Source organism: Anaerococcus degeneri, assembly GCF_017874475.1.
In the GTDB taxonomy this organism is placed as follows: Bacteria; Bacillota; Clostridia; order Tissierellales; family Peptoniphilaceae; genus Anaerococcus; species Anaerococcus degeneri.
Window position 1 is genome coordinate 1 of record NZ_JAGGLO010000004.1, and the last position, 26,094, is coordinate 26,094.

A 26,094-nucleotide genomic window follows, 5' to 3' on the forward strand; every position below is an offset into this window, starting at 1 on the left:
GGGTAAATGATTAAATATGTCTTCTTTTTTTACTAAAAAATCGTGCTGACAGAAGTTTCATTTACTTCTACCAACACGATTTATTATAGAACCTTTTTTCAGGATTAAGGTTGATACACAAAATTGTTTACAGATCCGGGTCACCTTATTTAATTTGGTAGCTCTTTTTAATTGTATCATATTATAATTCTTTTATATTTGTACAAAGTATAAAACATAGTTTATCGTTTATTGGCTAGCTTTCAAATCCATAGTAAATACAGATCCACTTGGTATATTATCCGTTACACTTATTTCGCCACCATGGGCCTTAACTATAATCCTACAAAGATATAAGCCTAGACCTATACTCCTCTTGCTATCGATGATTTTGTTATTAGCCGAATAGAATTTTTGGAATATTCTTTTCTTATCGGTATCTTCAATTCCTTTTCCATTATCTGCCACTTGGATTATGACTTTGTTTGCATCTTGGTAGGCTCTTATATTGATACTTGACCCTTCAAAAGTATATTTTATAGCATTATCTACAAGGTTTATGATGACTTGTATTATTAACCTCACATCCATATCAGCCATTAGGTAGTCATCATCTATATCAACAGTTATATTGTGATTTTTTTTATCTCTGCTTACATGCTTTAGGGCCTCTTCTATGACTTCTTCAACCATTTGTGGCTCTATTTTTAGTTTGCTTTTACCTTCTTCAACTCTAGTTACTGAAAGTAAATTTTCTATAAGATTCAGTAGCCACTGTGAATCATCATAAATATCTCTATATAGCCCTAATTTCATTGTTTCTGTTAAGTTTTCCGAATTATTAAGTAGTATATGAGAATTTCCATAAATAGTTGTTAGGGGCGTTCTTAAGTCATGGGAGATTGATCTTAAAAGATTTGTTTTCAATTGCTCATCTTTTATTCTCAAATTAGCTTCGTTTTTATCTTTTAAAATTTTTTCTTTCTCTAAAGCCAAAGACATATCTCCAAGGATTGCTAGTAAAATTTTATTTTCTACGGAATCTAGCCTATCTTTACCCAAATGTATACCTATAACCCCATACACACTTGTATTAAATCTGATTGCATAATATAAGTACTTGGCATCTGGCAAATATTCTGTGCCAGCACCTGCACTTTTGTTTTTGGCAAATACCCACTTTACTATTTCTAATTCTTTGAGAAATTCTTTATCAGCATCCCTAAAATCATCCTTGAAAATTAGTGGATCCTGAATTTCCCCATCTACTATATCGTAATAAACTATATTTCTATTTAGTAGGTTTGATAATTGATTACAGCCTGTTTCTATGATTTCGTGTTTGGATATTTTAGTCTGTAAAAGTTGATTTGTTTCTAACAAAAGCTTTGTTATATATGTCATATTTGATGAGTTCTTTGCATTTTTTCTTATCTGGCTTGCTAGCTTACTTGTCAAAAATGATACTATTAATAAGACTAAAAAAGTAATAATATATTCAGGATTAGATACTGATAAACTTAAAGTTGGCTTAGTAAAACAATAATTAAAGGCTAATACGCATATTACAGATGAAATAAAACTCACTAATTCATCATAAGTTACAAGGGCAATAAAAAATACACCTAGTATATAGATCATTATTATATTTGCATCACTGTAGCCAAAATCATAAAATATATAACCTATTAGAGTGCTGATTGCTAGTATTATAAAAGCAATTAACAAATCTTTTGATATATTTTTGTTTTCTTTAAATCCATAAGTTTTGACCTTATCATTTATTGGAACAGCGTAAATATCTATTCTGTCAGATTTTTTTACCACTTGATCATATATGCTGGTATTTAAAGATAATAGCTTAAAATCATTTCGTTTTTTTCCTATTACAATTTTTTTTACTTTATATAGTTTTGCAAAGTTTACTATTTGGCTTGCTATATCGTCATCATATATAATCTCAACCATGGCCCCCATGTTTTCCGCTAGACTTAAATTGTCTTGTAGGTAGTCATTGTCCTTTTTTTCCTGAAACTTATCTCTATCAGATACATATAGAGCAATTAGTTTAGCTTTTTCATTTTGAGCTATCTCATTGGCTTCTTTTATTACCTGACTATTAGATTGGGATTCAGATATACATACTAATATCAAATCTCTATCAACTAAATCCATTTATTTCATCTTCCCCTGATTTATTGATTCTAATCATCTTGTAGCCAACTCCAACATGAGTTTGGATATACTTATCGTCAGTTAATTTTTCTATCTTTTTTCTAAGAGAGGTCATATACACTCTCAAAGAAGAGAGATCAGATGCTAGGTAATTGACCCAAATGTTTTTTAGGATGTACTGATGTGTGAGAACCTTGCCAACATTTTCTGCTAATAAACATAATAAACTATATTCTATTGGCATTAAATGTATTTCTTCACCTTTAATAAATACGCTTCTCGAAGGATAATCTATTCTTATATCTCCATTTTCAAATGAAATTTTGTCTTCAACACTATTATTTTCAACATAGTTTATTCTTCTTAAGGTTGACCTAACTCTTGCAAGAAGTTCATCAACATTAAATGGCTTGGTCAAAAAATCATCTGCCCCTGCGTCCAAGGCTTCTATTTTATCTTCATCATTGGTCCTAGCGCTAATTACTATAACTGGAGTAGTCGAAAAATCTCTGAATTTTTTTATTATTTCTATTCCATCAATGTCAGGCAATCCCAAGTCAATAAAAACTATGTCATATTTATTTGAAGTCATTAGCTGTAGAGCATTTTTACCATCAATCGCTAGGTCATATTCATAATCATTTATCTGCAATGTTGTTGATATCAAGTTTCTCACAGCTCTGTCATCTTCTACAATTAATATTTTTATATTTTCATTCATATATACTTACCTTCTTTATAGCAAAATATTGGTCAAATCATTCTAAGCCTCAAGTTATGATTACCTGAGGCCTTATATTACAATATTATTTTTTCATTTCACTTACTAAGTCTATGTTTAGTTTCAATACATTTACAGTTTGTTCACCAAAGATTCCCAAAGCTTTTTCACTAGTATTTTGTTTTATCAGTTGTTCTAAGTTTTCTTTGGAGAGATTTGTATTTTTTGCTACTCTATCAACTTGTAATTGAGCTGCTTTGACAGAAATGTGTGGATCAAGACCTGAGCCTGATTGGCTTATGATGTCTTCAGGGATATCTTCTTTTGATACCGCAGGATTTTCTTTAATAAACTTATCTATATCTTCGTTAATTCTTTTCTTTAAGTTAGGGTTACTTACTGCTAAGTTTTTACTACCAGAAGCTAATCCATCATACTTGTCTCCATCTTCATAGACATTGTAGTTAACAGCTGATGGTCTCGAATGAAATAATTTTGGATCAGTAAAATCTTGACCTATTAATTCTGAGCCAACTACTTCATCTCCCATCTTTATTAAACTTCCATTAGCTTGTTTTGGAAAGATAATTTGTGCAAGTACCGTCATTAAAAGTGGATATATAATACCACAGACTATAAATGCAAATATTGTAACAAAAAAAACTTGTTTATATTTTTTAATAGTTCTCATTATAACTCCTTAAATTCCTAACATTCCAAGTAAAGGAAATACTAATATATCTATTAGTTTTATACCAATAAAAGGACAAATTACACCACCAAGTCCGTAAATCAACATATTCTTTCCTAACATTTTTGAAGCTGACATCGGTTCATATTTAACACCTTTCATTGCCAAAGGAATTAGACAAGGAATAATAATTGCATTAAATATTAGTGCTGAAATAATAGCACTTGATGGACTATTCAATCCCATAATGTTCAATACTTTCATTTGAGGTATAGCAAGAGTAAATATAGCTGGTATTATAGCAAAATATTTGGCAATATCATTAGCAATAGAAAATGTTGTCAAAGAACCTCTTGTTATAAGTAGCTGTTTACCAATCTCTATAACTTCCAATATTTTGGTTGGATCTGAATCCAAATCAACCATGTTTGCTGCTTCTTTTGCTGAACTTGTACCACTGTTCATAGCAATACCAACATCAGCTTGAGCCAAGGCTGGAGCATCGTTGGTTCCATCTCCTGTCATGGCTACAATTTTACCTAGGGTTTGTTCTTTCTTTATGGCTTCTATCTTATCCTCAGGTTTACATTCTGCTATATAGCCGTCAACACCAGCTTCTGCTGCAATTGTAGCTGCAGTAAGAGGGTTATCTCCAGTACACATTATGGTCTTTATCCCTATTTTTCTAAGTCTTTCAAACCTTTGTCTAAGTCCTGGCTTAACCGTATCTTTCAAATAGATAATTCCATAAATTACATTATCTACACAAACGACTAGTGGAGTACCCCCTAATTTTGAAATACTTTCTACTTTTGCTTGTAGGTCGCTTGGTACATCTCCACCTCTTTCAGTAATAAACTTTATTATCGCTTCCCCAGATCCCTTGCGTATCATGACACCGTTTTTTAAATCAATCCCACTCATCTTGTTTGCTGCAGTAAATTCTACAAAAGACGCATCTTCGTAATCTGCTGGATTAACTTTAGAACCCAATTTTTTTGCAAGTTCAACTGTAGATTTACCTTCAGGGGTGTCATCTTTTAGTGATGATATCATGGCATATTCTATTAAATCTGATTTGTCGATTCCATCGACATTTATAAAATCACTAGCTAACCTATTTCCAAAGGTTATTGTTCCCGTTTTGTCTAGAATCATTGTATCAACATCACCACAAGCTTCTACGGCCTTGCCTGACATTGCTATGACATTGAATCTAGTAACCCTATCCATACCAGCTATACCGATTGCGCTAAGTAATGCACCAATTGTAGTAGGGATTAGGCAAACCATTAAAGCTATCAATGTAGAAACTGAAATTTTTACATTAGAATAGTTAGCTATTGGATATAGGGTTATGATAACTATCAAAAATATAATAGTTAAGGAAACCAACAAGGTATTTAGAGCAATCTCATTTGGTGTTTTTTGTCTAGAGGCTCCTTCTACAAGAGATATCATCTTATCCAAAAATGATTCACCAGGATCTGAGCTTATACGAACTTTAATCCAGTCTGATACAACAAGTGTACCTCCCGTCACTGAAGAAAAATCTCCTCCACTTTCTTTAGTTACTGGTGCGGATTCACCAGTGATTGCAGATTCATCAATACTTGCTATACCTTCAATTATTTCACCGTCATTAGGGATTATTTCGCCTACTTTTACTAAAACTACGTCTCCTTTTTTTAGGTCATTACTAGAGATTTCAATTTCTTTTCCAGCATCTAAAATTTTTCTAGCCTTAGTATCCTTTTTTGTTTTTTTCAATGTCTCTGCTTGTGCCTTTCCCCTACCTTCAGCTACGGATTCGGCGAAATTTGCAAATAGTAAAGTTATAAACAAAATAATGGAAACAAGCATACTGTATTTACTTGCATTGTCGCTTCCATCATTTATCAAATTTGGTAAAAAAGCAAGTAATAGACAAATTATAAATCCAATTTCTACTACAAACATTACAGGGTTTTTTATCATATACTTAGGATTTAATTTTAAGAATGCCCCTCTAATAGAAGTCTTCATTATATCTTTACTTACAAATTTTGTTTTCTTATTAACCATATTTCCTCCTATAGTACCAACCATTCTGCTATTGGTCCTAAAGCTAGTACTGGCAAAAATGTTAGTGCTGCAAATATATAAACAATTATTACTAAAATAATTGAAAAAGTTAAGTTATTAGTTTTTAATGTTCCAGCAGTTTCATTGATATCTATTTTTTTAGAAAGATTTCCTGCTATTGCTAGCTGGATAATAATAGCTAAATATCTTCCAAAAAACATTACTAATCCACAAGTTATATTCCAAAAGATTGTATTGTCAGCCAAACCTTCAAAACCAGAGCCATTATTCGCTGCTGATGAAGAATATTCGTATAGTATTTGACTTAGTCCGTGGAATCCTGGATTAGTAATACCCTCAAGTCCAGGATTTATACTAACTGCTAGTGCAGAAAAACCTAGAATCAAAAGTGGGTGAATGATAATTGATAAAGCTGCAAGTTTCATCTCATTACCTTCAATTTTTTTACCTAGATATTCCGGTGTCTTACCAATCATAAGACCGCATATAAATACTGCTAAGATAGCATAGATTAACATATTCATAAGTCCTACACCTGCTCCACCAAATACAACATTTAACATCATGTGAAGCAAAGGAACTAGGCCACCCAAAGGTGTAAGTGTATCATGCATATTGTTAACAGTTCCAGTAGTAAATGACGTTGTAACTGTTGTAAATAATGAAGATTGGGCAATGCCAAAACGCATCTCTTTTCCTTCCATATTTCCCATATTGTGAGATATTCCAGAAAGACTTGCCCCGTTTACACCATTAAGCTCATTATGATAGCAAATACCCAAGCCTATTACAAATAATATGGACATGGCAATAAATATTGACTGGCCTTCTTTGCCCAGCCAAACTTTCTTAGCCATAGCTTTATCTGTGTGCTCTGGTATTTGTTTATTTTCACTTGCTGATTTTTTAATAAACTTATCATGTGCCATCTTTCCAAAAATGAAAACACATGATCCTGGCAATAACATCATAGAAATTAATTCTATAATATTTGAAATAATATTAGGGTTTTCAAAAGGAGTTGATGAGTTGGCTCCAAAAAATCCTCCACCATTAGTACCCAAATGTTTAATTGCTTCCAATGCTGCGACTGGACCAGCACCAAGTTCTTGGTTTTTGCCCTCAATAGTTTTAATTAAGATATTAGAATTAAAGTTTTGGATAACTCCTTGAGACACCAATAATAATCCAACAATAATAGATGCTGGTAATAAAAATCTTGTTATGATTTTTATAAAATCTACAAAGAAGTTTCCCATCTTCTCTCCAAGTATTCCTCTTATCATTGCTACGCAAGCTGCATATCCACTAGCTGCTGAAGTGAACATCATCATAATAATCACAAACATTTGAGAAAAATATGACAAGCCTGATTCACCAGCATAGTGTTGCAAGTTAGTATTAGTCATAAAAGAAATAATTGTATTAAAAGCTAAAGTTTCCTCCATAGAGCCTATTTTATTTGGATTAAATATCCCTATAGATTGAATTCTAAGAACTAGATATGAAAGTAGAACCAAACACGCATTTAAAAGAATCAATGACAATGCATATTCTTTCCAGTCCATATCACTTTTTTCAATCTTTAAAATTTTAAAAATTCCTGAATCCACTTTATCAAATAAAGGATCAGCAAATGTTTTTTTATTGTTAGTCATTTTATATAAGTAATTTCCACATGGAAATATAATGACTAAGAATATTAGTAATGTTAATAATATTTGTAACATAATCTCTCCTACTTACACAATTTTCTTACGAAAATATATATTTTTTATTTGTGCCATATATTGCTAAATTTCCCAAATTTTTACTAGCAGGTTCATAGCAAGGGTCTAATGCCCAAGCAGCCCTGAAGTGTTTCATAGCCAATTCATGGTTTCCTCTTATTTCCATCAAAATACCTAACAAATTGTGAGGGACTGGACTATGTGGATATTCTTTCATTTTATCTTTTACCAATTCTAAACATTCGTTAAGATTTCCCAAATCAATTTTTAATTTTATTAAGGAACAAAAATCATTCAAACAATTATTAAAATCACATTTAGTTAAATTCATAATTTCCTTCATACTTATCTCCCAAAACTATATTTAAAATTTCTCAGGGTTAATCAGTGCATAAAACAAATAGCATAAAACCCCTAAAATAACAATTAATAATAGTAACATATAAACCTCCACAATAATTAATTACTTGTAATTTTTTTATCTATCCAATTGACAAATAATTTTAATATTAAAAATGAAATGATAATTATAGCTATCATAATAAGGTCTAACATTAATCACTCCTCCTATTCTCTAACTATATGTGTAATATACCAACTTTTACCTTAAAATAGTTTTAAAATATACACCATAGACATTAAAATTGTATTAAAATTCACTGATTTTGCCTTTTTTTTAATATATATAGTAAAATAAAATCAGAAATAAATAAAGAAGGATAATTTTATGGAAAAAAAAGGTGAATTGACAATCTTCTTCGGATACTGTGCAGGTGTCGGCAAGACATACAATATGCTAGAAGTTGCCCACGAAAAGTACCTAGAAGGCATAGATGTGGTTGTTGGTTATGTAGAACTTCATGATAGAAAAGATACTCTAGCATTAATGAATGGTCTAGATATAATAGACTATAAAAAAATAAACTATAAAGATCATATTTTTAATGAACTGGATATAGATAAGGCCCTAGATAGAAAACCTGACATCATATTAGTAGATGAGCTTGCCCATACCAATGCACCAGGCAGTAGACATAAAAAAAGATACCAAGATGTAGAGGAATTACTTAGAGCAGGCATTGATGTATACACAACATTAAATGTCCAACACCTAGAGAGCCTTCATGATATAGTAGAATCAATTACTAATATAAAAGTCAATGAACGTATACCTGATTATGTTTTTGATAATGCTGACCATATAAAAATAATAGATATTGAAGTAGAACAATTAATTGAAAGATTAAAGGAAGGAAAAATATATAATTATTCCCAGTCTAAAAAAGCCCTAGATAATTTTTTTACTATAGATAATCTTATCTCGCTTAGGGAAATAGCTTTAAGAAGATATGCTGATAAAATAAATTTATATACTGACGAAAAAAATAAACCATTTTTAAAAGAACATATACTAGTGTGTCTTGGCCCATCACCTACTAACCAAAAAGTAATCAGAACTGCTTATAGGATGGCTAACTCTTTCCATGCAGAGTTTAGTGCCCTATATGTAGAAACATCTGAAAGCAAAAATTTTTCTAATACAGAAAAAAATAACTTACAAAAAAATATAGACTTGGCTAAACATCTAAAAGCTAATATCGTTTCTTCTTATGGTGATGATATATCATTTCAAATTAGCCAATATGCAAAACTTAGTGGAGTATCAAAGCTTGTCTTGGGAAGATCCTCACAGAAAATATCATTTTTTAATAAAACAACTATAATTGATGAGATTACTAAGGATGCTCCAAATCTTGATATATTCATAATCCCTGATGCTAACAGTGAGTATAAGAAAAAAAATATAAGGCTAGATGAATTTGTGCATTTTGATAGAGAAGATCTGATAGTAACTTTGCTCATACTGTTAGCTACAACTGTACTATCTTATGCCTTATTTATTTTTGATTTTAATACAACTAACATAGTTTTGCTTTATACTCTATCATCCTGCATAGTTGGATACACAACAAAACACCCTATATACAATATGCTTGCTCTCTTGCTAAATATACTTATTATAGATTTTATATTTATACCACCCTATTATTCTTTGAAGATTTACTCAAAAGAGTATCTGATGATATTTATAATAATGATCATAGTTTCTTTTTTCATTAGCCTAATGCAAAATAGACTAAAAAAGGAAAATATACTAACAACTCAGCAGTCACACAGCTTAGAGGTTCTGCTTAAAACAAGCCAGAGATTGCAGCTAAGCAAAAACTATGATGAAGTAATGTATGAAACCTGCTATCAACTACATAAGCTCCTAAACAAGGTAATAATATTTTATCCTGTTTTCAAAAGCTCGCTTTTGTCGCCAATAATTTATAACCCAAAAAACGTCGCAAATATGAAAGAAATATATTTGCAAGACTCCGAGAAAACTGTAGCAAAATGGGTATTTTTAAATAATGATAGTGCTGGTGCAGGCACAAATACTCTAACTAATGCTAATGGCTTATATTTTGCCATTAGAAAAAATAGTGCAGTCTATGGCGTTGTCGGCATAGATATGTCAGATAAAAGTATCGGTAGTCAATTGTCAGTAAATGATAAATCTCTGCTTATAGCCATGCTAAACGAGATCGCTCTGGCAATTGATTCATTGGAAAATAATTCTTGCTATATAAACCTTAATAAAATTTAATATTATAACTTCATAATTTTTCTATTGAATACTTTGCTATATTATGGGTGTATTTTTATGTCCGAACTAATGAACAAATAATAAAGTATTAAGATCATTTCATAATCAATATATAAATGGGCAAATCAAAACTACCGGCTCAGCTGGTAGTTTTGATTATAATATAAAAAGGGGTATGCAATGGTTATTTTAAAGAAGATTTCATTTTCAAATGAGGAAGTTGTTTATGAGTATTACCCGGAAGGGAAAACTGAATTTCTGGGTGTAATCGTCGCAGATTTAAAAGAAAGAAAAGTTTTCCTTAAAGAAAGCTCGAAAAAGGATTTCTATAGAGAAATAATTGGATCAGAACTTAATGATACGAGGTATAGTATTAATAAGATGCGAGTTGAAAATGGCGAAGAGCCGTATACTGAAGAATTGTACATTTGTAATCCTGATAAAGATTATGGTGGTTATGTATATGCAGAAAAAGCTCTATCTAAACTTGAAGAATTTCTTGAAACTAATAATTACAAAGATTAATGTATAGTTGCTTAGTATTAGCAAAAATTATGTTACTAAATTTTTATAGATTTTTAAAATTTTAATTCAAAAGAATGTAAAGAAAAATCTATAGATATGAGTGGAGATTCAGCCATTCAAATATTTTATCACAAGTATATTTGTGATAAAATACTAGACAAGAATACTTTATCTTAATATAGAGAAAGCAATGGAGGAAATTATGATTGAAAAAATTATTGACGACAATGAAAATATATTGTGGCGAGGAAAGCCCAATGCTTTTCTTTATATTGTAGGCAAGCCAAGCATTTATTTAATTGCATTAATTTGGGGGATTTTTGACTTCTTTTTTATATCTATTTTTTTTAGAGAATTTAGCTTTATGAATGGATTTTTTATAATTTTCTTTATAATTCATCTTTTTCCTGTTTGGTTTGCAATTTTAATGCCCATCTATAGGGTTTTAAATTATGGAACAATTGAATATGCAATTACAGATAAGAGAGTTTACATCAGCCAAGGCATTTTTGGAAGAGATGTAAATAATTATGAGCACAGAGAGCTTACAAATTTGAAAGTAGATGTAAATTTTATGGAAAACATCAAGGGACTTGGCACAATTATCCTAGTTTATAATGGCGAAGGTGGTAATTCATCTTACAGCTTTAAGACTGACGCAGATAAATTTATTTCCATAAAAGATCCCTACGATGTCTACAAACTTCTTAAAAAAGTATCTCTCGATGTTGCAACAGATCAAGCCTATCCAAACGCCTATAGACCAAAAGAGAATGAAGGCTACAACACAAAATATAAAAGATAAATAAAAGGCAACAAAATGGTCACTGAGAAAATTTTCATGTCAGAATTTTTATCGGTGACTTCTGATTAATGAGGGAAATTTCTGTAATATTTTATTTTAATAGAGCCTTCTTTGCCTTATTTTTTAATAAATAAGAATAAATAATAAGTTATAAGAAAGAGTTGACAGGTGATGCATATCCTATGTTACCTTCTAAATATTCTTTTACTATTTTTAGTTTGAATTCTAAATTGTATTTTGACATTAAAAGACCGCAGCTTTTAACTACGGTCTAATTTTTTGTCCAAATGTAAACCACTTGGAACTATTATTCAATTTATTCTTTTTTACAAATGTTCCCATTTTAATCCCAGTTACAGTTTTTCATCTTCTGTAACCGTTGATTTTACAAAGTTTTTAATTTTTTTGCGATCATTCCCATTCTTCTTTTCCAAACGTCCGATATATACCAAACAATTCAAAATACTATATTCTATTTTTTAGAGTACCACTAAATTCACCTAATTATAAGACGTTTTCAAATTTTTAGTCCCGTCCCAGTCCCAGTACCAGAGGAAAAACCTTAAAATAAAACTTCTTTATTCAAACCTGTATCACTCCAAGAAAGTTTATATGCATTTTTATTAGGGTTAGATTTAATAACGTACATCTTATAATTATCCCAAACAACTGCCACTTGATTTTCTATTGCAATCGCATTTGTTAGCTGTCCAGAATAGAAATCATCAAAACCTACTCTTTCAGGCTCATCATAATGAGGACAATGTAAATAAGGTATGATTCCTAGGCCTTTAACCCATATAGGTTTTGGCTTTTCAATACCTTCTATAAACTCACTATCACTATGGCCTGCAATAAACCAGCATATAGAGCCCGCACTTAAGCCGGAGAGCACTTTGCCGCTTTTATAAGCCTTAATTAGTGCCTTATCTAAACCGTATTCTTCCCAAACTTTCATCATGTACTGGGTATTGCCACCACCAACATAGATTATATCTGCATTTTCTATCTTTTGATTGACCTCATCCTTGTCTACTTCTACATTAGATAAATACAAGGTGTCAGTTTTGCATCCTAGCCCAGCATATAATTTATCAATAATTTTTACATATGCTGGGGCATCTTTACTTGCTGTCGGAATGAATAGAAAATTTGGATTTTCTTTTTTTGATGACTCTACAATAAATTTATCTATCTCGTAAGTTTCATTTAAGGCTACTTCCCCGCCTCCAATAGCTATAATCATAAATTTCCTCCTGTGTTTAAAATCTGTTTCTTTAGTAAAAGTCTTGAACTCCCTATATTTTACATAAATATTTGAAACTATTACTATTAGATACACGAAACCTTATTCATGTATTAACTATAATCCATTTCTTTTTCGTTGTAGAAGAACAATATATTGTAATATGCTTCTTATCCTGCTGTCATTGGAATTCTTTTCATAAAATCCATACATATTCATAAGCAAAAAATCTAATCTTCTAATTTCTTCACTTAATTTAAGTTTATTATAAAAACTGCAAATCACGCTGTCCGTTATGTATTCTTTTTCTATTCTAATATAATAATCCTCATCTCTGTAAAATAATTTTGTTATACTTCCATCGTCAACATTAAACATAGAAGAATATTCTTCACTCCATTTAAAATCCCTTTTTGCCAGATTGCATTTTCTACACGATAAAACCAAATTATTTATCTCACCAGCTTTTATAGAATCACCATTAAATGATGCCTCGCAAATAAAGTGATCTATTTCGAATAGTTCAGAACTTATTACATCTGTTGTGATACCGCAATAAGCACATTTATTACTATATATTAACCTAAATTTTTTATTATATTCACTACCTTTTTTATTTATTTGATTATATATAATTTTAACTCTAGGATGTTCCTTTTGTATTCTCTTCCCTAAAGAATTTTTTTCAGACACAATATCATTTTTTAAATTATAATATTTTGTATTTCTATAATCATTGTTCATATAGTTTTCTCATTTCTTCAAAAGCATTAATCAGATTATCTATATCAACCTTTGTTAAATTATCATAATCTAACACCCCATTTATTGAATTCTCCATTTTCTCAAATAAAAATTTTTCAACATATTTTTTAGATGAAATATTTTTCAGAATATTTCTATTTAAAATAATGTTTTCTGTGGCCTTCTCTATTACCCTGTCCCAATTCTCATTGAAAAATAAGTTTGGATCACAATGATAGGTACTAGAGTTGTATTTTTTTAATGTACTATACTCCATTTTTTCTTGATACTGCGTGATAACTATTATTTCTTTAAAAGGAAATATCTTTTTTATTATCAAGCCAAGCTCTTCTCCTGAAATTTTATTATCTAGTACAGTACCATTTTCAAAAAGCATTGAATCCAAAAATAATATATCAGATTTTTGAATTTCTTCACTGTTAAGTAAATTCTCATATGAATAATTGCTTTCAAATTTCAATTCCAAATATTCATAACGAGCCTTATCATTTGAGTATCCTTTTAAATATTTTGAAACAAACAAATCTATTTTATCATCTACATAAAGCATAGTTATCAGTTGCATGTTATAAAGTCTCCTCCATCTCAAAAATAAATTCAAATCCTTTTTCACCTGAAATATTAATAATCTCTCCATTTTGAAAATTAATTGTATTATTAATTATCCACATCCCAAGCCCATGACCATTGGCTCTGCTTGTTTCATGTGGTTCTAAAATAATTCTTGGATTATTTAAATATTTTTCTGGCAATCCTTTTCCATTATCATAATAAGAAATTTTCAACTTATTGCAGTCTTTACTGATCATAATTTTTATTTTTAATTCATTTGATTGACTGTTTTGTTGAACGCTATTTAATATTAAATTATCAAATATTGTATAGAATGTGTCTTTTGATATGTTAAATTCTAAAAAGTCATCCACGCATATTTCTACATTTAACCAAGCATAGTCTCTTTCCCATTTTTTTATTATTTGACTCACAATTTCTTTGACATTCAATTTCATAGCAAAAAATTGTCCCTTTTCTACTTTTTCTAAAATCGCATCAATGAACCTAAGTATCTTTTTTACTGCAGCATGATTATTTTCCAATAAACCTGGTATGTCTTCAAATGCAAATTTTCTATTTTCCGGATCATTAACTATGTCCCAAACTTTATATTTTTTTAAAGAATTTATTATGAAGTCATAAGAAGGTTCGATTTGATTTCTATCATTGTTTATCTCATGTGCTATTGATGTTGCTTTCATACCCGATGTTGCTAAAGCATTCAAAATTCTTACATCATATCTATACCTATTTTCAACATCCGCTTTTTCTTGTTTAAGTTTTTTACTATCCTGATTAAACAACTTAAGTTCTTTAATAAGTTTCACCTTATCGTTTTTATTTAAATTATTTATCATTTTAGGATTTCTTACGATTTCATCTGATATTCTCTCAGTAAAGTTTTCTTCAACAATATTTTTTTTATTAATATTTCGTATTATTTTTTGTCTATAACGTTCAAATTCTTTGATACCAATTAATATTATTTGAATGAATAATTGATAATATATATTTTCATCTAATCCTTGTCTATTCATAAGGTCTTGTAGTACTTTATTTTCTTCTTTATCTATTAATACGAACCCAGATATTTGATTTTCTCTTACTCGCCAAGCACCTGTTGGATGTGATGCAGCTGCTGGTGACTTCCTTGATCTTTTTCCTAATCCTAGCCAATCTTTCTCGCCTTCAAACGAAGATATGCTAAAAGCATTTCTATAAAGAACAACACCACTATCTAAAATTTCATCAGTTCTTAGGTATTTATATAGAAACTTTTCTTTATCATAATTTGTAGCATTTAAATTGAAAAATAAATTTGCCGAAAATCTTCCAAGTTTCTCTAGAACTGTAATTAATCCTTCTCCATAAACATCAAAAATTTCATTACCTTCCAATTCATCTATAATATTTATTTTTCTATTGTGTTGATTCAAATCCATTCCTTCACAATACTTTTTCGCATCAATAGAAAACTCGTCTGAAAATACTGATACCAATAACTCGCCTTTTATATACTCTAAATTAATAAACGACCTACAATTTTTTCCTGGCTCAGGATCTGGAAAATGTAAATTCACAAATTCATTATAATCATTGGCTATAATTTGTATTCTCATAGCCGTATCATTATATGTTTTTTCAAGATATTTGTTTAATTTCTTAATCCTATTCAGAGTCCACTTTTCCCTAAGATTATTTATTATAATACAGGTACCTTTATTCTCTATACTTGAATTTATCTCTAATGTAGATGTATTCCAATCCGTTGCCCAAATAACGCCGTCTTTATGTTCCTTTTTACTATATAACTGAATATTTTTACCTAATCTTGATAAAGCAAATCTACCTACACCTTTTGCTCCGGCTTGAACCCTAACTTTATTGTTTGAATCTATTAGGTCATATCCTTTATTGCTTTTTCCAATATGCATCCAGTGCTTTTTTATATCCTCTGAATCCATACCAACTCCATCATCAGTTATTTTTAACGTATTTTTATCTATGAATTCAAGTTTAACAAGCAACGCTTTTGCATCATATGAGTTCTTAATCAATTCTAAAATTGCAGCCTCGTCTTTGGAAAAATTTTGTACTCCTAATAACTCCGCAATTGTACTATCTTCAATACTATACTTGAGATATTCCATGATCCCTCCTATTTAAAAATAAAAATCTTCGATATCTTTAGATGTAATTCTCAATGAACTTCCGCTTATATTTATTCCAATATTTTTAACATATTCAAAAAAATTTTCACTCTTTAAAATTTTTTTTGCAAAATCTAAGTCATATTTTTGATTTTGATTTCTTAGAGAAATATACATACCAGCATACGGAATGCAATCTTCACCTAATTTATAAATACAAACTTTGTCTGTTATAATAGTTGATATAAGCAATTTTTCACATTTAATCCCTGAAAGTGCTTGGGATCTCCCATACTCAAACCACTTTGCTTTTTTATCAGATTTTCTTTCCATTAATTCTTCTTTGAATTGATTTAAATATGCAAAAGCGCATGGATATGATTCTTCAAATTCTTTTTCTTCATATCTCTCTATCTGATTATTAACATATTTATATGGAAAAATAATTTTTTCAACCTTTCCATACCTCATAGTTCTCGGCGTTGCTGTTGGCATAATTATATCTTTTTCAATCAATAAATTCCCAACCCTATAAAATTTTTCAACTTCTTCGTACATATTTTCATTAATTACATATGCTTTATTTAACAAAGTAGCTACCACATGAGAAACTTTAAAAAAATCACCAAAACGTTTCTCCCCAACATTAAATTTATGAGAAAAAATCCATTTGTTATTAATTTCTTTTTTACAGATACATAACCTACGATTACTACTCATATCTACATATTCAATTTTTTTGCTAATATGTCCTCTATCAACTATCAATATCGCCGATTTTACTAGTGCATTATCAAATATTTTTTCTTTTGTGTAATCTTTTATTCTAATAGTATTATCTATCATAAATTCTCTGAGGTTTTCACCAAAAACTGTTTTAAAAATGCTGCTAGGTATCAAATAGGACATTTTTCCTTTATTTGATAAGGAGTTAATACTGTGCTCTATAAAAGCATAACAATAGTCAAACTTTCCTTGTCTGCAAGTACTATATTTTTCCTTAATAAACTCCCTTTCTTCCTTAGATAAATCACTATAAGTTATATATGGTGGATTACCTACAATAAAATCAAATTTTTTATTAACCTCACTTTTTAAATAATCTTTATTATAAATATTCCATTGCACATCATGTATATCATTTTCTTTCGCAACTAAATTCAAATTATAAATACACTTTTCAAATTGAACCTTATCAATCTCAAATCCAAAAACATTATCTTGTAAACCTTCTTTTATTCTTTCTTTAGAATATTTTTGTTTTATTGCTTGTTCAATATATCTTTTAACTATTTCAACAAGTATATTACCATCGCCACAAGAGTTTTCTAATATAGTTTTATCTAATATATCCTCACAATATCCAACTGAGTCCAGTAACTCCTTAACATAATTTTCTGGGGTGAATATTTGACATTTATCAGCTATATTTTTTATGTTTGTTTTTTTTTTCATCAAATCACTCCAGTTTATTAATTGATTCGCTATCTAGTCTCATTAAAGCAAAAATTTGTTTTCTAGCAAATTCTCTAAGCTCTATCATTCTTTCTTTTTGTTCTATTCCTTTGCTAATAAGAACGGCATTGTAGCTTTCCATATTTGCAAGCACCAATAACTCATTTAAACTTGCATAGTCTCTCATATTTCCTTTTAAATTAGGATTTTCTTTTCTCCACTCTTTTGCTGTTTTATTAAACAGTGCTACATTCAGCATATCCGCCTCGCTTGCATATTTAAAAGATAATTGGTCATTAGTTAAATCTTTAAGCAAGTATTCTTTAATTGCATCTGTATGAATTTTATAATTAATCTTTGATATTTCTCTATGCAGATTCCAAGTTAATGATAATTTTGAGTTTTCATCTTCTTTTAGTCTTTTATAATCCTGAATAATATATAGCTTAAATTCTGGAGAAAGCCAAGACGCAAATTCCATCGCTATATCATAATGAGCATAAGTTCCACCATATCTACCAGATTTTGAGACTATTCCAATAGCTCCAGTAGATTCTATCCATTTACTTGGTGTCATTGTAAATCTATTTAAACCTGCTTCATTTCTAAACGTGTCGAATTGCACACGGTTAAAATTTGGATTATTAAGTGCTTCCCATAAGCCTATAAATTCAAGCGTATTTCTATTTCTCATCCAGTTTTGGATTACAAATCTTGGATCATCTGTGTTTTTATACTTTGCTATATCCGTTAAGCTTATATAATCATTTTTAAAATCTTCAGTATAAACTTGAATTGAAAATCCCTTAGCAGAAATTTGCTCTTTATTTATTTTTGACAATTTACTCCCTCCTTACACTAGTGTACTCCTTACAATAGTCATTATATAATCATTACTCTAAGCAGCACACCAACTATTAATTTTTCGAGTTTTAAACTTTAGTAAAAATCTTGAACTACTTATATTTATATAACTATATATCTCTATCGCTACTATGACACGAAACCCACAATGAAATCTTATAGTATTATTAATGCTTTCAGACACTATCTTTTCGATCTATTCAGACTAATTGTTTATCACATTAACCGAAAAATTTATACTTTGGAAATTTATTTAGATACTTTTTACCATTGTTATATTATTGTATCGTGTTCCATCCTTTAAAATAAATGCATCCGGTATTTCTCCCACTTTGACGAATCCTAGTTTCTCATAAAGAATCTGACCTCTTTTATTACCTGAAAAATAGTCCAGTTCAATTTGGGTAAGCCCCCATTCATTAGCATAGTCTTCAAGACAAAGGAGCATCTTCTTTCCTATTCCTAAGTTCCAAAATTCTTTCAGAACTGTAACAGCGACATTTCCTCGGTGACGCATTTTCATTTTTTTTGATCTTGAAATCTGAGCACTTGCAATCAATCTTCCATCAATCTCTGCTATAATCATAAGAATATCTTCAGATTCATTAAAACCTTTTATCATCTTCTCTTCCTGTTCAACAGTCAGAGTTATTTCTTCTGGATAAGAGTATAAAAAGTTAGATTCTCCCATAACGGTTTTCAAATATTCAACAGTTTCTGCAGCGTCTTTTACTTGAATTTCTCTAATTTGGCAAATCCTACCATCTTTTATTTCAAAACTTACTGGTGTGTATTTCATATTTATCCCTCACTTAATTTTTATTGTAATATTTTCCTCTTTCTAAATTGTTTTACAAATTTACTGTAAAAATCATTCAATCCTTATTTTTGTTTTTTGTTTCTACTAATATAACTAATCTATCATTTTCAAATCTTATATCTAAGTATTGATGGTTTGTATCTGTGTCTCCTTTTTCTAATCTTTAATTTTTTTGCAACTGTTTTAAGTGTTTGAACATAACTAAACTCTCCTGATTCAGAGTTACCAATCTGATACATGTTACCTATTTTTTATTATTTCGTATCTATTCATTTTACTTACCTCACATACTCCATAATATCTTCAACTCCACATTCAAGCACACAACATATCTTTGCAATAGTTTCTAAGTCAATTCTTTTAACTTTGTTATTACAATAAGAATTAAGTTGCGTTCTTTGAAGATTTGCTTCTTTTTCCAATTTGTTTTTGCTTATATTTTTTTCTTCTAAAACCTGGTCTATTTTAAAAATAATTTTCCCAAAGTTTTGCATAAATTTCTCTCCCTTGTAATTTTAAAAATCGGCATTTCAATTAATTATATTATATCATATTTTTAAAACTTCTTACAGGTCTAAGATGTTTAAAGGAAGTTATTCTATTTATTTCTGTTTAATAATAGGAATGTATATCCCAAATTTCTTTTGATAATTTTTCTATTTTTTCTCTCATATAGTCAATATCTTTCTTATAAATAACACCAGTTGTATTAGTAGCTTTTGCAATCTGGTTTATGTTATTTGTTGCATTTGAAAGCAGCCATTGGAGATCTCTAAATGGTTCTAAGTCTACAATATAAATTTCTTTTTCCAACACACATTTCCTAAGAAAGTGGGACATAGTTTTGCAATTAGCAAGTTTCATTTTCTTTTCAAAAATTTCTTTTTCTTCATCTGTTAAATATATTTTTAGTTGATTTTTTCTTGTTCTATTATCCATATATTTCTCCTTTGCATTTATCTTTTGGAGTCTTAGGGTTCTCCCTAACAAGGTAAAAATCATAAAATTAGATAGCCTTATAAGCTATTGATTTTTTGATTTTTTCGTAAGTGGGTACTCACTTACTGTGCTTGCTACTAGTAACAAGTCTTTAATCTAATTCCCCGTAATTTTTCAAATAGGAATTAATAAGTGTAACTGTAACTTACAAAATAAAAACTTCCAAAATTAGGCGAGCTTGTTTCAAGAGTCTGTGACAACCCCTTATTATCAAGCCATTAATTTATGTAATCCTAATTTAAGAAGATTTATAACGATGGGTTACAGGTTACAAAGTTACATTTGTATCTTTACTTGATTTGCAGTATCTATTTCTAATTAATTTTCTTTTTTCCATTCTTCTGGCAATAAATTCTTGTCAACTTCTATAAAGTCAGTTTCATTTTCTTCTTTCTTTTCATAATATAGTTTTACTGGAATTGAGACTCCACTTGGTGATATTCTCTTGGTCTTTGATGACCTAACTGGAATCCACTCTTGAAAATAATTATCCATAATCTCTGAAAAAGATTTTGACTTTATTTGGTAGCCTTGCATGGTTAGTTCTTTGAAACAAGTTATATTTGGATCTGCACTTTTTGGCTTATATTCTTCTAAGAAATACCTAATGTCTTCCACATCTGGGTTTAGATATTTGAACTTTTCTTGTTCCTTATACAAGTCTTTTAAGAGATTTTTTGGTATAGTCCATACGTGTGTTTTGTTTTTAAAGATTTCATATCCCAATGCTAAAGCCTGATTAAAATCTTCTCTTATGCATGACATATATTCTTTATCCGAAAATTTTTCCTTGTTACTTTTATCTGGATATATAGTCCATTCTCTTTGATTCGGGTTACATTCAACAGGTAAATATCTTCTTTCTCCAGTATGGTCATTAAGAAAAGTTCTTTCGTTTAATGTCCCTATAAAGATACAAGTTCTAGGCACATCTGTTGCATATTTCTCGTAGGGTATTCTTATCCTATCGCTTAATTTTGATAAAAAAGATTTAGCTTCATTAGCCGATTTTGCATTTCTTAAAGCAACGAATTCTTCGATTTCAACGACAGTTTTACCCATAAGGTTCATGACGGCATCCTTGCCTTGAATGTTTTCAATTGTGCAAAACCAATCATCTGTTATGGACAAGTATCTTGCAAAAGTCGATTTGCCTATACCTTGTCCACCAACTAAAACAATCATCTCATCAAACTTAGAACCTGGATTAAAAATTCTTTTTATCATACCCAATATCATATGTTCCATTATCCAATTGTTAAGCTCTGTATCATCCGCTCCCAAATACCTTGGTAAAAGTTTTCTAATGGCATTTTTATCTCCATTCCATTTTAAATTTTGAAGGTATTGCTTTGGCGGACTCACTTCATATTGATGAGCTACAAAACGAATAGCTTCCCACATTTTGTTGGCGTTATAATTAATTCCAAAATGTTTTTCTATCTCTAAGCCTAGTCTATTATTTAAAGAGTCATCCCAAAGTCGTATTTGATTATCCTTTATATTTCTTTCTCCAATAATTTTCCCTTGGAATTTTATTTCATTAGTAAATTTATCAAAGAATATTTGTCCTTCAATGATTTTTTGGTTTTGGCAATATTTGGGGTTTAAAATAGCAGTTACAATATTACCAGTAATTTGTCTAACTGTCCCCTTATCCGTGGTTTGTAAGTCTAAAAAGGCGTAAGTCTGATCTATTTCTGGGAATTTTAATTTAATATCTGTCATAAGCCTTACTCCTCTTCTTTTTACAACCATCTAATCTCTTTATTGTTTTATATTTATTCTCCATTTTATCCTCCTGTCTGGTATAAATAAGACTCCTGTGGTAAAATGAACTTGTCTAGAGAACACTTCTCACAGGAGTGTATGCCTTTACTCTTTGTAGTAGGGGCTTTTTTCTTTTTTGATTTCTTCATATATTTCTAAAATATAGATTAAAATATCAGCTTCATCGTCATTGAGTTTGCCGAACTTCTTAATAACTTTTGCTAATTGAAATATTTCCTTGGCTATATTATCAGAAAGTCTGTAATCACTTACTATCTTAACTTCGTGATTTAATAGCATTTGTAGAAAATAATCTTGCTTTTTAAGTCCACTTATTTCAATCTTTTTATTTATTAGATCATATTCTTCTTCAGATACTCTAAAGTTTAAAATGCGATTTCTTTTTCTATTTTTCTCTTTATTTCTCGTTTTTTTAGAAATTTCATCTAATGAATGTCTTCTAAACATCTTTATCATCCTCTTCTAATAAATCTTTCCAGTCATTTGCCTTATTACTTCTTACTTGAGTTAAAAACAGAGCCATTTCTTTTTGCTTGCTAGGGAAGAGATGAGCATACCTATAGGTGATGTCAATCGATTCATGTCCAACCCTATCAGCTATTGCAGTTGCAGAAAATCCAAGTTCAATCAAGAGAGAAACGTGAGAATGCCTTAAATCATGTATTCTAATTCTTTTTACTTGAGATTTCTTAGATCCCCTATCCATTTCATGGTGGAGGTAGCTCTTAGAGAAATTAAATATTAAGTCTTTTGGTTTTAACTTATAAAAACTATCTATATATTCTTTGATCTCATCAGTTAAAAATTCAGGCATAACTATTGTCCTGATACTTTTTTTAGTCTTAGGAGCAGTTATTACATTTTTCCCATCAATCCTTTACAAAGATTCATCAATTTTTAATGTATGCCTTTCAAAATCAAATTTCTCTTTTGTTAAGGCTAATAATTCTCCCATCCTAAGACCACACCAGTATAAAAGTTCAAAGGCATAGAATGATTCAGGTTTATCTTTAATGGCTTCTATAAATCTTTCATATTCATCTTGAGTCCAAAATAGCATTTCATCAGCTTCTTTTTCTCCCATAAATCCAACATCACGAGCAACATTAGTTTTTAAATTGTAGTACCTACAGGCATGATTTAAGATGCTAGATAACTGAGAATGAATAGTTCTCAAATAAGTAGGAGAATATTTTTTTCCATTATTATCCTTAATCTTCATAAGCTCATTTTGCCATTGAATGATGGTTACATTATTAATCTCATTAAGCATTAAATCACCAATATAGGGAAGTATTTTTTGATTTACAATTGCTTCTTTTGTCCTCCAAGTATTTTCTCTTATTCTTGGTTTTCTATCCCTCTTGTAAAGTTCAAAAAAATCCCTAAAGCTCATCTCAATTGATTCAGAATGTTGATTTAAAAATTCTTTTTCCCATTTTAATGCTTCTTTTTTTGTTAAAAATCCACGTTTTTTCTTAGTTAATTTTTCTCCTCTCCAGTTGGTGTAATTAAATTTACAAAACCAAGTCTTGTTCCCGCTTTCATCTCTAAATGCTGGCAATTTAAACCTCCTTTGCATTTGTTGGTTTATAGCAATACTTTTCCATAAAGTATTCTCTATTTACCTTTCCTCTTTGCACACGATAACCTAATTTAAGTAGATCTTGATTCATATCGTTTATTATCTGATATGCTGTTGTCCTACTTACATCAAGAAATTCTTGTACATCTTTTGCATTCATAAAAATACCTTTCATAATGTCCTCCTTTTATAGTTTGTAAGGTTCTACATCCACAAAAGGGCGAGCATTAATTTTTATATCTTACATTATCCGTTCATTATTGAACGGTATGTATATATAATAACAGTTCATATTTGTTCTGCCAAGTTTTTTCTATTTATTTTTTTCTAAAATATTCAGTTCTTTGCTGATATTTGTAACAGAACAGTTTTGTTGAGCTTTTGTTCGTTTTGTGATAAAATATTTATAGTTATTGTGAAATATGGAGGAGTAAGTTTGATTTCTGGAGAAAAATTAAAAAAGTTAAGACTTATGCGAAACTTAACTCAAAAAGAACTCGCTATTAAGTCTGGTTTGACAGATGCTGCCGTAAGAAATTATGAACTTGGAAATAGATCTCCAAGTAAAGAACAATTACAAAAAATATCTGAAGCACTTGATTGTGATATATCAGCATTAATTAATCATGAACCTAATTCTATTTTTGAAATAATGCATATAATTTTTGATTATGAAAAAGACATGAAGTTTAGACCTTCAGCAGAAGATGGAGAGATCACTGGACTTTTATCAAATGATGTAGATTTCAATAATTTTCTTATAGAATGGAATGAGATGAGAAAAAAGCGTTACAACGATGAAATAACAGACGAAGAATTTGAAGATTGGAAGCTATCTTACCCTAAAAAATCAAGATTTTTAAAATAAAATATGTACGCAAAAAGACCGCAGCTTGAAACTACGGTCTAATTTTTGTCCAAATGTAAACCTCTTGGAACTATTATTCAATTTATTCTTTTTAACAAATGTTCCCATTTTAATCCCAGTTACAGTTTTTAATCTTCTGTAACCATTGATTTTACAAGTTTTTTTAGTTTTTTTGCTACTTCTTTTAAAATGTACTATACAACTAAAACCGTTCAAAATACAAGGTTCTTTTTTATAATTTCGTTAATCCGTATAAATATAATACGTTTTAAAATTTTTAGTCCTGTCCTTGTCCCAAAGCCTTAATCTCAATCTATTTTCTAACCGTATTTGATACAATTAAACAATTTATCTTGACCCTGAAACTCTTTACATTTGGGCATAAAAAAAGCACCTACTAAAGATAAGTAGATGCTTAGCTATGATTATTGATATTTATTATTTAGATACTTTTCATTTGCCTTTAACAACTTTTTATAGTAATTATCATAGCTTTTGCTAAATTTTCTAATAAGTGGAATTGCTATTTCATAATATTGATTTTCCTTCATAAAGTTTTTAAGCTTATCCTGGATCTGTTTCATCATGCTATTTTGATACTCTTCACTATTTTTATAGGTTTCATATTGAGAAATTACATCCTCATTATCTTTCATCCACTTTTCAAAACTCTCTATAGCGTCGAGTTTAGCCTGATTCACATCTCTTAAGGTTTTCATATCAAAGGATGAGCTAATATTCTCAATATATTTTTTCTCTTCTTCAGTTAATTCAAAAGTAGGAAGCCTATCAAGATAAGCTATATATTTGTAAAAGGAATCCTTACCATCATCTTCTAATGGTTCATTCAAAAATGGTTGATAGGCAGCAAATAACATTTGTCCAAAATATCCCGGAAAAGCAATTTCTAGTTTTTCATAGATATTTTCTTCCACCTCAAGTAGCGAAACTTTCTCATTGATTAGTCCATTACTTTCACCTTTAACAATCATTTCTAGTATTTTTTTTCTTTTTTCATCAAGGTCCAATTGATGTTGTTTTTCCCTTAAAACAGAAGACAGACTATCTCCACCTGACGATATACACTGATAAATATCTGAGATACTCATTCCCAATTTTCTAAATATAGATACCTTTTTTAGAATCTCTAAATCCTTTATACTATAGTCTCTATAACCATTCTCAGATTTCTGAGGATTGATAAGTCCTTTATCCTCATAATACTCTATTGCCTTCCTAGTTAGACCCGTTTCTTTTTGAATTTCACTTCTTAACATGGTTATATACCTCCTTTGATTAAAGGATAACACGGTCCCCAACGGACAGGTCAAGCCCTATACACTATATAAAATTCCACTTATCTATAAACCAAAACATTTCCTCAATATTTTTGAGAAGTGCTTACTTTCTATTCGTTAAGCCTTATTCAAATCGCCACTCAAACCGACATTTTATTGTCGCATTATTTATTTGTTTGCTAAGTTATATAAAATATGTATACAAAAAGACCGCAGCTTAAAACTACGGTCTTATTTTTTGTCCAAATGTAAACCACTTGGAACTATTATTTAGTTTATTCTTTTTAGCTTCCAGTACCATTTGAGTACCAGTAACCATTTTTCATTCTCTTTA

The 26,094-nt window shown here is 29.7% G+C and carries 24 protein-coding genes and 1 pseudogene; 4 read left to right on the forward strand and 21 right to left on the reverse strand.

Annotation, left to right across the window (positions count from 1 at the left end; translation table 11 throughout):
* Positions 1 to 228: 228 nt before the first annotated feature.
* From J2Z38_RS05095 to kdpF, 7 genes are all read right to left on the reverse strand, one after another.
* On the reverse strand, positions 229 to 2,154 hold the full coding sequence (locus J2Z38_RS05095; protein ID WP_209773173.1) for a DUF4118 domain-containing protein: 1,926 nt from the start codon (positions 2,152 to 2,154) through the stop codon (positions 229 to 231).
* The gene (locus J2Z38_RS05100) at positions 2,141 to 2,875 is read right to left on the reverse strand and encodes a response regulator transcription factor (protein WP_209773175.1); all 735 of its coding nucleotides are present in this window, start codon (positions 2,873 to 2,875) and stop codon (positions 2,141 to 2,143) included. The genes J2Z38_RS05095 and J2Z38_RS05100 overlap by 14 nt, the downstream gene beginning before the upstream one ends.
* 85 nt (positions 2,876 to 2,960) lie before the next feature.
* Positions 2,961 to 3,566: a potassium-transporting ATPase subunit KdpC gene (gene kdpC, locus J2Z38_RS05105; protein WP_209773177.1), complete on the reverse strand. Its 606-nt coding sequence runs from the start codon at positions 3,564 to 3,566 to the stop codon at positions 2,961 to 2,963.
* Between the two features lie 9 nt (positions 3,567 to 3,575).
* The gene (kdpB, locus tag J2Z38_RS05110) at positions 3,576 to 5,630 is read right to left on the reverse strand and encodes a potassium-transporting ATPase subunit KdpB (protein ID WP_209773187.1); all 2,055 of its coding nucleotides are present in this window, start codon (positions 5,628 to 5,630) and stop codon (positions 3,576 to 3,578) included.
* An 8-nt stretch (positions 5,631 to 5,638) separates the two neighbouring features.
* Entirely contained in the window at positions 5,639 to 7,381 is a 1,743-nt protein-coding gene (locus J2Z38_RS05115; protein ID WP_209773189.1) for a potassium-transporting ATPase subunit KdpA, read from the reverse strand.
* Positions 7,382 to 7,406: 25 nt separating this feature from the next.
* Positions 7,407 to 7,724 carry a hypothetical protein gene (locus J2Z38_RS05120; protein WP_209773193.1) on the reverse strand — a complete coding sequence of 106 codons (318 nt, stop codon included), beginning with the start codon at positions 7,722 to 7,724 and terminating at the stop codon, positions 7,407 to 7,409.
* A gap of 21 nt (positions 7,725 to 7,745) precedes the next feature.
* Complete coding sequence (kdpF, locus tag J2Z38_RS10760) at positions 7,746 to 7,823, reverse strand: K(+)-transporting ATPase subunit F (RefSeq protein ID WP_099321785.1); 78 nt, start codon at positions 7,821 to 7,823, stop codon at positions 7,746 to 7,748.
* 285 nt (positions 7,824 to 8,108) lie between these two features.
* On the opposite strand from kdpF, the gene J2Z38_RS05130 reads away from it, so the two are divergent.
* From J2Z38_RS05130 to J2Z38_RS05140, 3 genes are all read left to right on the forward strand, one after another.
* On the forward strand, positions 8,109 to 10,034 hold the full coding sequence (locus J2Z38_RS05130) for a sensor histidine kinase (protein ID WP_209773203.1): 1,926 nt from the start codon (positions 8,109 to 8,111) through the stop codon (positions 10,032 to 10,034).
* Between the two features lie 180 nt (positions 10,035 to 10,214).
* A complete protein-coding gene (locus J2Z38_RS05135; RefSeq protein ID WP_209773205.1) occupies positions 10,215 to 10,559 on the forward strand; it encodes a hypothetical protein in 345 nt (114 codons plus the stop codon).
* 202 nt (positions 10,560 to 10,761) lie between these two features.
* Positions 10,762 to 11,364, forward strand: a complete 603-nt coding sequence (locus tag J2Z38_RS05140) for a PH domain-containing protein (RefSeq protein ID WP_209773206.1) — start codon at positions 10,762 to 10,764, stop codon at positions 11,362 to 11,364.
* 562 nt (positions 11,365 to 11,926) lie between these two features.
* Here the strand turns inward: J2Z38_RS05140 and J2Z38_RS05145 are convergent.
* The 13 genes and pseudogenes from J2Z38_RS05145 to J2Z38_RS05205 form a co-directional block, all read right to left on the reverse strand.
* Complete coding sequence (locus J2Z38_RS05145) at positions 11,927 to 12,610, reverse strand: Type 1 glutamine amidotransferase-like domain-containing protein (protein WP_209773212.1); 684 nt, start codon at positions 12,608 to 12,610, stop codon at positions 11,927 to 11,929.
* 117 nt (positions 12,611 to 12,727) lie between these two features.
* Positions 12,728 to 13,354, reverse strand: coding sequence for an HNH endonuclease (locus tag J2Z38_RS05150; RefSeq protein WP_209773215.1), 627 nt, complete (start codon positions 13,352 to 13,354; stop codon positions 12,728 to 12,730).
* Positions 13,344 to 13,940 (reverse strand): hypothetical protein, encoded by a 597-nt coding sequence (locus J2Z38_RS05155; protein WP_209773216.1) that lies wholly within the window; start codon positions 13,938 to 13,940, stop codon positions 13,344 to 13,346. The genes J2Z38_RS05150 and J2Z38_RS05155 overlap by 11 nt, the downstream gene beginning before the upstream one ends.
* Position 13,941: 1 nt before the next feature.
* A complete protein-coding gene (locus J2Z38_RS05160; protein ID WP_209773224.1) occupies positions 13,942 to 16,080 on the reverse strand; it encodes an ATP-binding protein in 2,139 nt (712 codons plus the stop codon).
* Between the two features lie 12 nt (positions 16,081 to 16,092).
* Positions 16,093 to 17,535, reverse strand: a complete 1,443-nt coding sequence (locus J2Z38_RS05165; RefSeq protein WP_209773237.1) for an Eco57I restriction-modification methylase domain-containing protein — start codon at positions 17,533 to 17,535, stop codon at positions 16,093 to 16,095.
* 4 nt (positions 17,536 to 17,539) lie between these two features.
* A complete protein-coding gene (locus tag J2Z38_RS05170; protein ID WP_209773239.1) occupies positions 17,540 to 18,376 on the reverse strand; it encodes a KilA-N domain-containing protein in 837 nt (278 codons plus the stop codon).
* Positions 18,377 to 18,652: 276 nt separating this feature from the next.
* The gene (locus J2Z38_RS05175; protein ID WP_209773242.1) at positions 18,653 to 19,198 is read right to left on the reverse strand and encodes a GNAT family N-acetyltransferase; all 546 of its coding nucleotides are present in this window, start codon (positions 19,196 to 19,198) and stop codon (positions 18,653 to 18,655) included.
* 299 nt (positions 19,199 to 19,497) lie between these two features.
* Positions 19,498 to 19,713 carry a helix-turn-helix domain-containing protein gene (locus J2Z38_RS05180; protein ID WP_002839801.1) on the reverse strand — a complete coding sequence of 72 codons (216 nt, stop codon included), beginning with the start codon at positions 19,711 to 19,713 and terminating at the stop codon, positions 19,498 to 19,500.
* A gap of 118 nt (positions 19,714 to 19,831) precedes the next feature.
* Positions 19,832 to 20,158: a plasmid mobilization protein gene (locus tag J2Z38_RS05185; protein ID WP_209773247.1), complete on the reverse strand. Its 327-nt coding sequence runs from the start codon at positions 20,156 to 20,158 to the stop codon at positions 19,832 to 19,834.
* 378 nt (positions 20,159 to 20,536) lie between these two features.
* Entirely contained in the window at positions 20,537 to 21,976 is a 1,440-nt protein-coding gene (locus tag J2Z38_RS05190) for a VapE domain-containing protein (protein WP_209773249.1), read from the reverse strand.
* A gap of 117 nt (positions 21,977 to 22,093) precedes the next feature.
* Positions 22,094 to 22,456, reverse strand: a complete 363-nt coding sequence (locus J2Z38_RS05195) for a plasmid mobilization protein (protein ID WP_209773251.1) — start codon at positions 22,454 to 22,456, stop codon at positions 22,094 to 22,096.
* Positions 22,449 to 23,591 (reverse strand): annotated as a pseudogene (locus J2Z38_RS05200) (site-specific integrase). The gene J2Z38_RS05195 and the pseudogene J2Z38_RS05200 overlap by 8 nt, the downstream one beginning before the upstream one ends.
* The gene (locus J2Z38_RS05205; protein WP_002839721.1) at positions 23,575 to 23,769 is read right to left on the reverse strand and encodes a hypothetical protein; all 195 of its coding nucleotides are present in this window, start codon (positions 23,767 to 23,769) and stop codon (positions 23,575 to 23,577) included. Before J2Z38_RS05205 ends, J2Z38_RS05200 begins: the two are co-directional and overlap by 17 nt.
* A 261-nt stretch (positions 23,770 to 24,030) precedes the next feature.
* Here J2Z38_RS05205 and J2Z38_RS05210 point away from each other — a divergent pair, with 261 nt between their 5' ends.
* Positions 24,031 to 24,462, forward strand: coding sequence for a helix-turn-helix domain-containing protein (locus tag J2Z38_RS05210; RefSeq protein WP_209773252.1), 432 nt, complete (start codon positions 24,031 to 24,033; stop codon positions 24,460 to 24,462).
* 425 nt (positions 24,463 to 24,887) lie between these two features.
* On the opposite strand, the gene J2Z38_RS05215 is transcribed toward J2Z38_RS05210, so the two are convergent.
* Positions 24,888 to 25,739 carry a MerR family transcriptional regulator gene (locus tag J2Z38_RS05215; RefSeq protein WP_209773254.1) on the reverse strand — a complete coding sequence of 284 codons (852 nt, stop codon included), beginning with the start codon at positions 25,737 to 25,739 and terminating at the stop codon, positions 24,888 to 24,890.
* Positions 25,740 to 26,094: the final 355 nt, after the last annotated feature.

Coding starts and splice junctions, on each gene's coding strand:
- J2Z38_RS05095 (WP_209773173.1), bottom strand. CDS start 2,154: ATGGATTTAGTTGATAGAGATTTGATATTAGTATGTATATCTGAATCC.
- J2Z38_RS05100 (WP_209773175.1), bottom strand. CDS start 2,875: ATGAATGAAAATATAAAAATATTAATTGTAGAAGATGACAGAGCTGTG.
- kdpC (WP_209773177.1), bottom strand. CDS start 3,566: ATGAGAACTATTAAAAAATATAAACAAGTTTTTTTTGTTACAATATTT.
- kdpB (WP_209773187.1), bottom strand. CDS start 5,630: ATGGTTAATAAGAAAACAAAATTTGTAAGTAAAGATATAATGAAGACT.
- J2Z38_RS05115 (WP_209773189.1), bottom strand. CDS start 7,381: ATGTTACAAATATTATTAACATTACTAATATTCTTAGTCATTATATTT.
- J2Z38_RS05120 (WP_209773193.1), bottom strand. CDS start 7,724: ATGAAGGAAATTATGAATTTAACTAAATGTGATTTTAATAATTGTTTG.
- kdpF (WP_099321785.1), bottom strand. CDS start 7,823: ATGTTACTATTATTAATTGTTATTTTAGGGGTTTTATGCTATTTGTTT.
- J2Z38_RS05130 (WP_209773203.1), top strand. CDS start 8,109: ATGGAAAAAAAAGGTGAATTGACAATCTTCTTCGGATACTGTGCAGGT.
- J2Z38_RS05135 (WP_209773205.1), top strand. CDS start 10,215: ATGGTTATTTTAAAGAAGATTTCATTTTCAAATGAGGAAGTTGTTTAT.
- J2Z38_RS05140 (WP_209773206.1), top strand. CDS start 10,762: ATGATTGAAAAAATTATTGACGACAATGAAAATATATTGTGGCGAGGA.
- J2Z38_RS05145 (WP_209773212.1), bottom strand. CDS start 12,610: ATGATTATAGCTATTGGAGGCGGGGAAGTAGCCTTAAATGAAACTTAC.
- J2Z38_RS05150 (WP_209773215.1), bottom strand. CDS start 13,354: ATGAACAATGATTATAGAAATACAAAATATTATAATTTAAAAAATGAT.
- J2Z38_RS05155 (WP_209773216.1), bottom strand. CDS start 13,940: ATGCAACTGATAACTATGCTTTATGTAGATGATAAAATAGATTTGTTT.
- J2Z38_RS05160 (WP_209773224.1), bottom strand. CDS start 16,080: ATGGAATATCTCAAGTATAGTATTGAAGATAGTACAATTGCGGAGTTA.
- J2Z38_RS05165 (WP_209773237.1), bottom strand. CDS start 17,535: ATGAAAAAAAAAACAAACATAAAAAATATAGCTGATAAATGTCAAATA.
- J2Z38_RS05175 (WP_209773242.1), bottom strand. CDS start 19,198: ATGAAATACACACCAGTAAGTTTTGAAATAAAAGATGGTAGGATTTGC.
- J2Z38_RS05180 (WP_002839801.1), bottom strand. CDS start 19,713: ATGCAAAACTTTGGGAAAATTATTTTTAAAATAGACCAGGTTTTAGAA.
- J2Z38_RS05185 (WP_209773247.1), bottom strand. CDS start 20,158: ATGGATAATAGAACAAGAAAAAATCAACTAAAAATATATTTAACAGAT.
- J2Z38_RS05190 (WP_209773249.1), bottom strand. CDS start 21,976: ATGGTTGTAAAAAGAAGAGGAGTAAGGCTTATGACAGATATTAAATTA.
- J2Z38_RS05195 (WP_209773251.1), bottom strand. CDS start 22,456: ATGTTTAGAAGACATTCATTAGATGAAATTTCTAAAAAAACGAGAAAT.
- J2Z38_RS05205 (WP_002839721.1), bottom strand. CDS start 23,769: ATGAAAGGTATTTTTATGAATGCAAAAGATGTACAAGAATTTCTTGAT.
- J2Z38_RS05215 (WP_209773254.1), bottom strand. CDS start 25,739: ATGTTAAGAAGTGAAATTCAAAAAGAAACGGGTCTAACTAGGAAGGCA.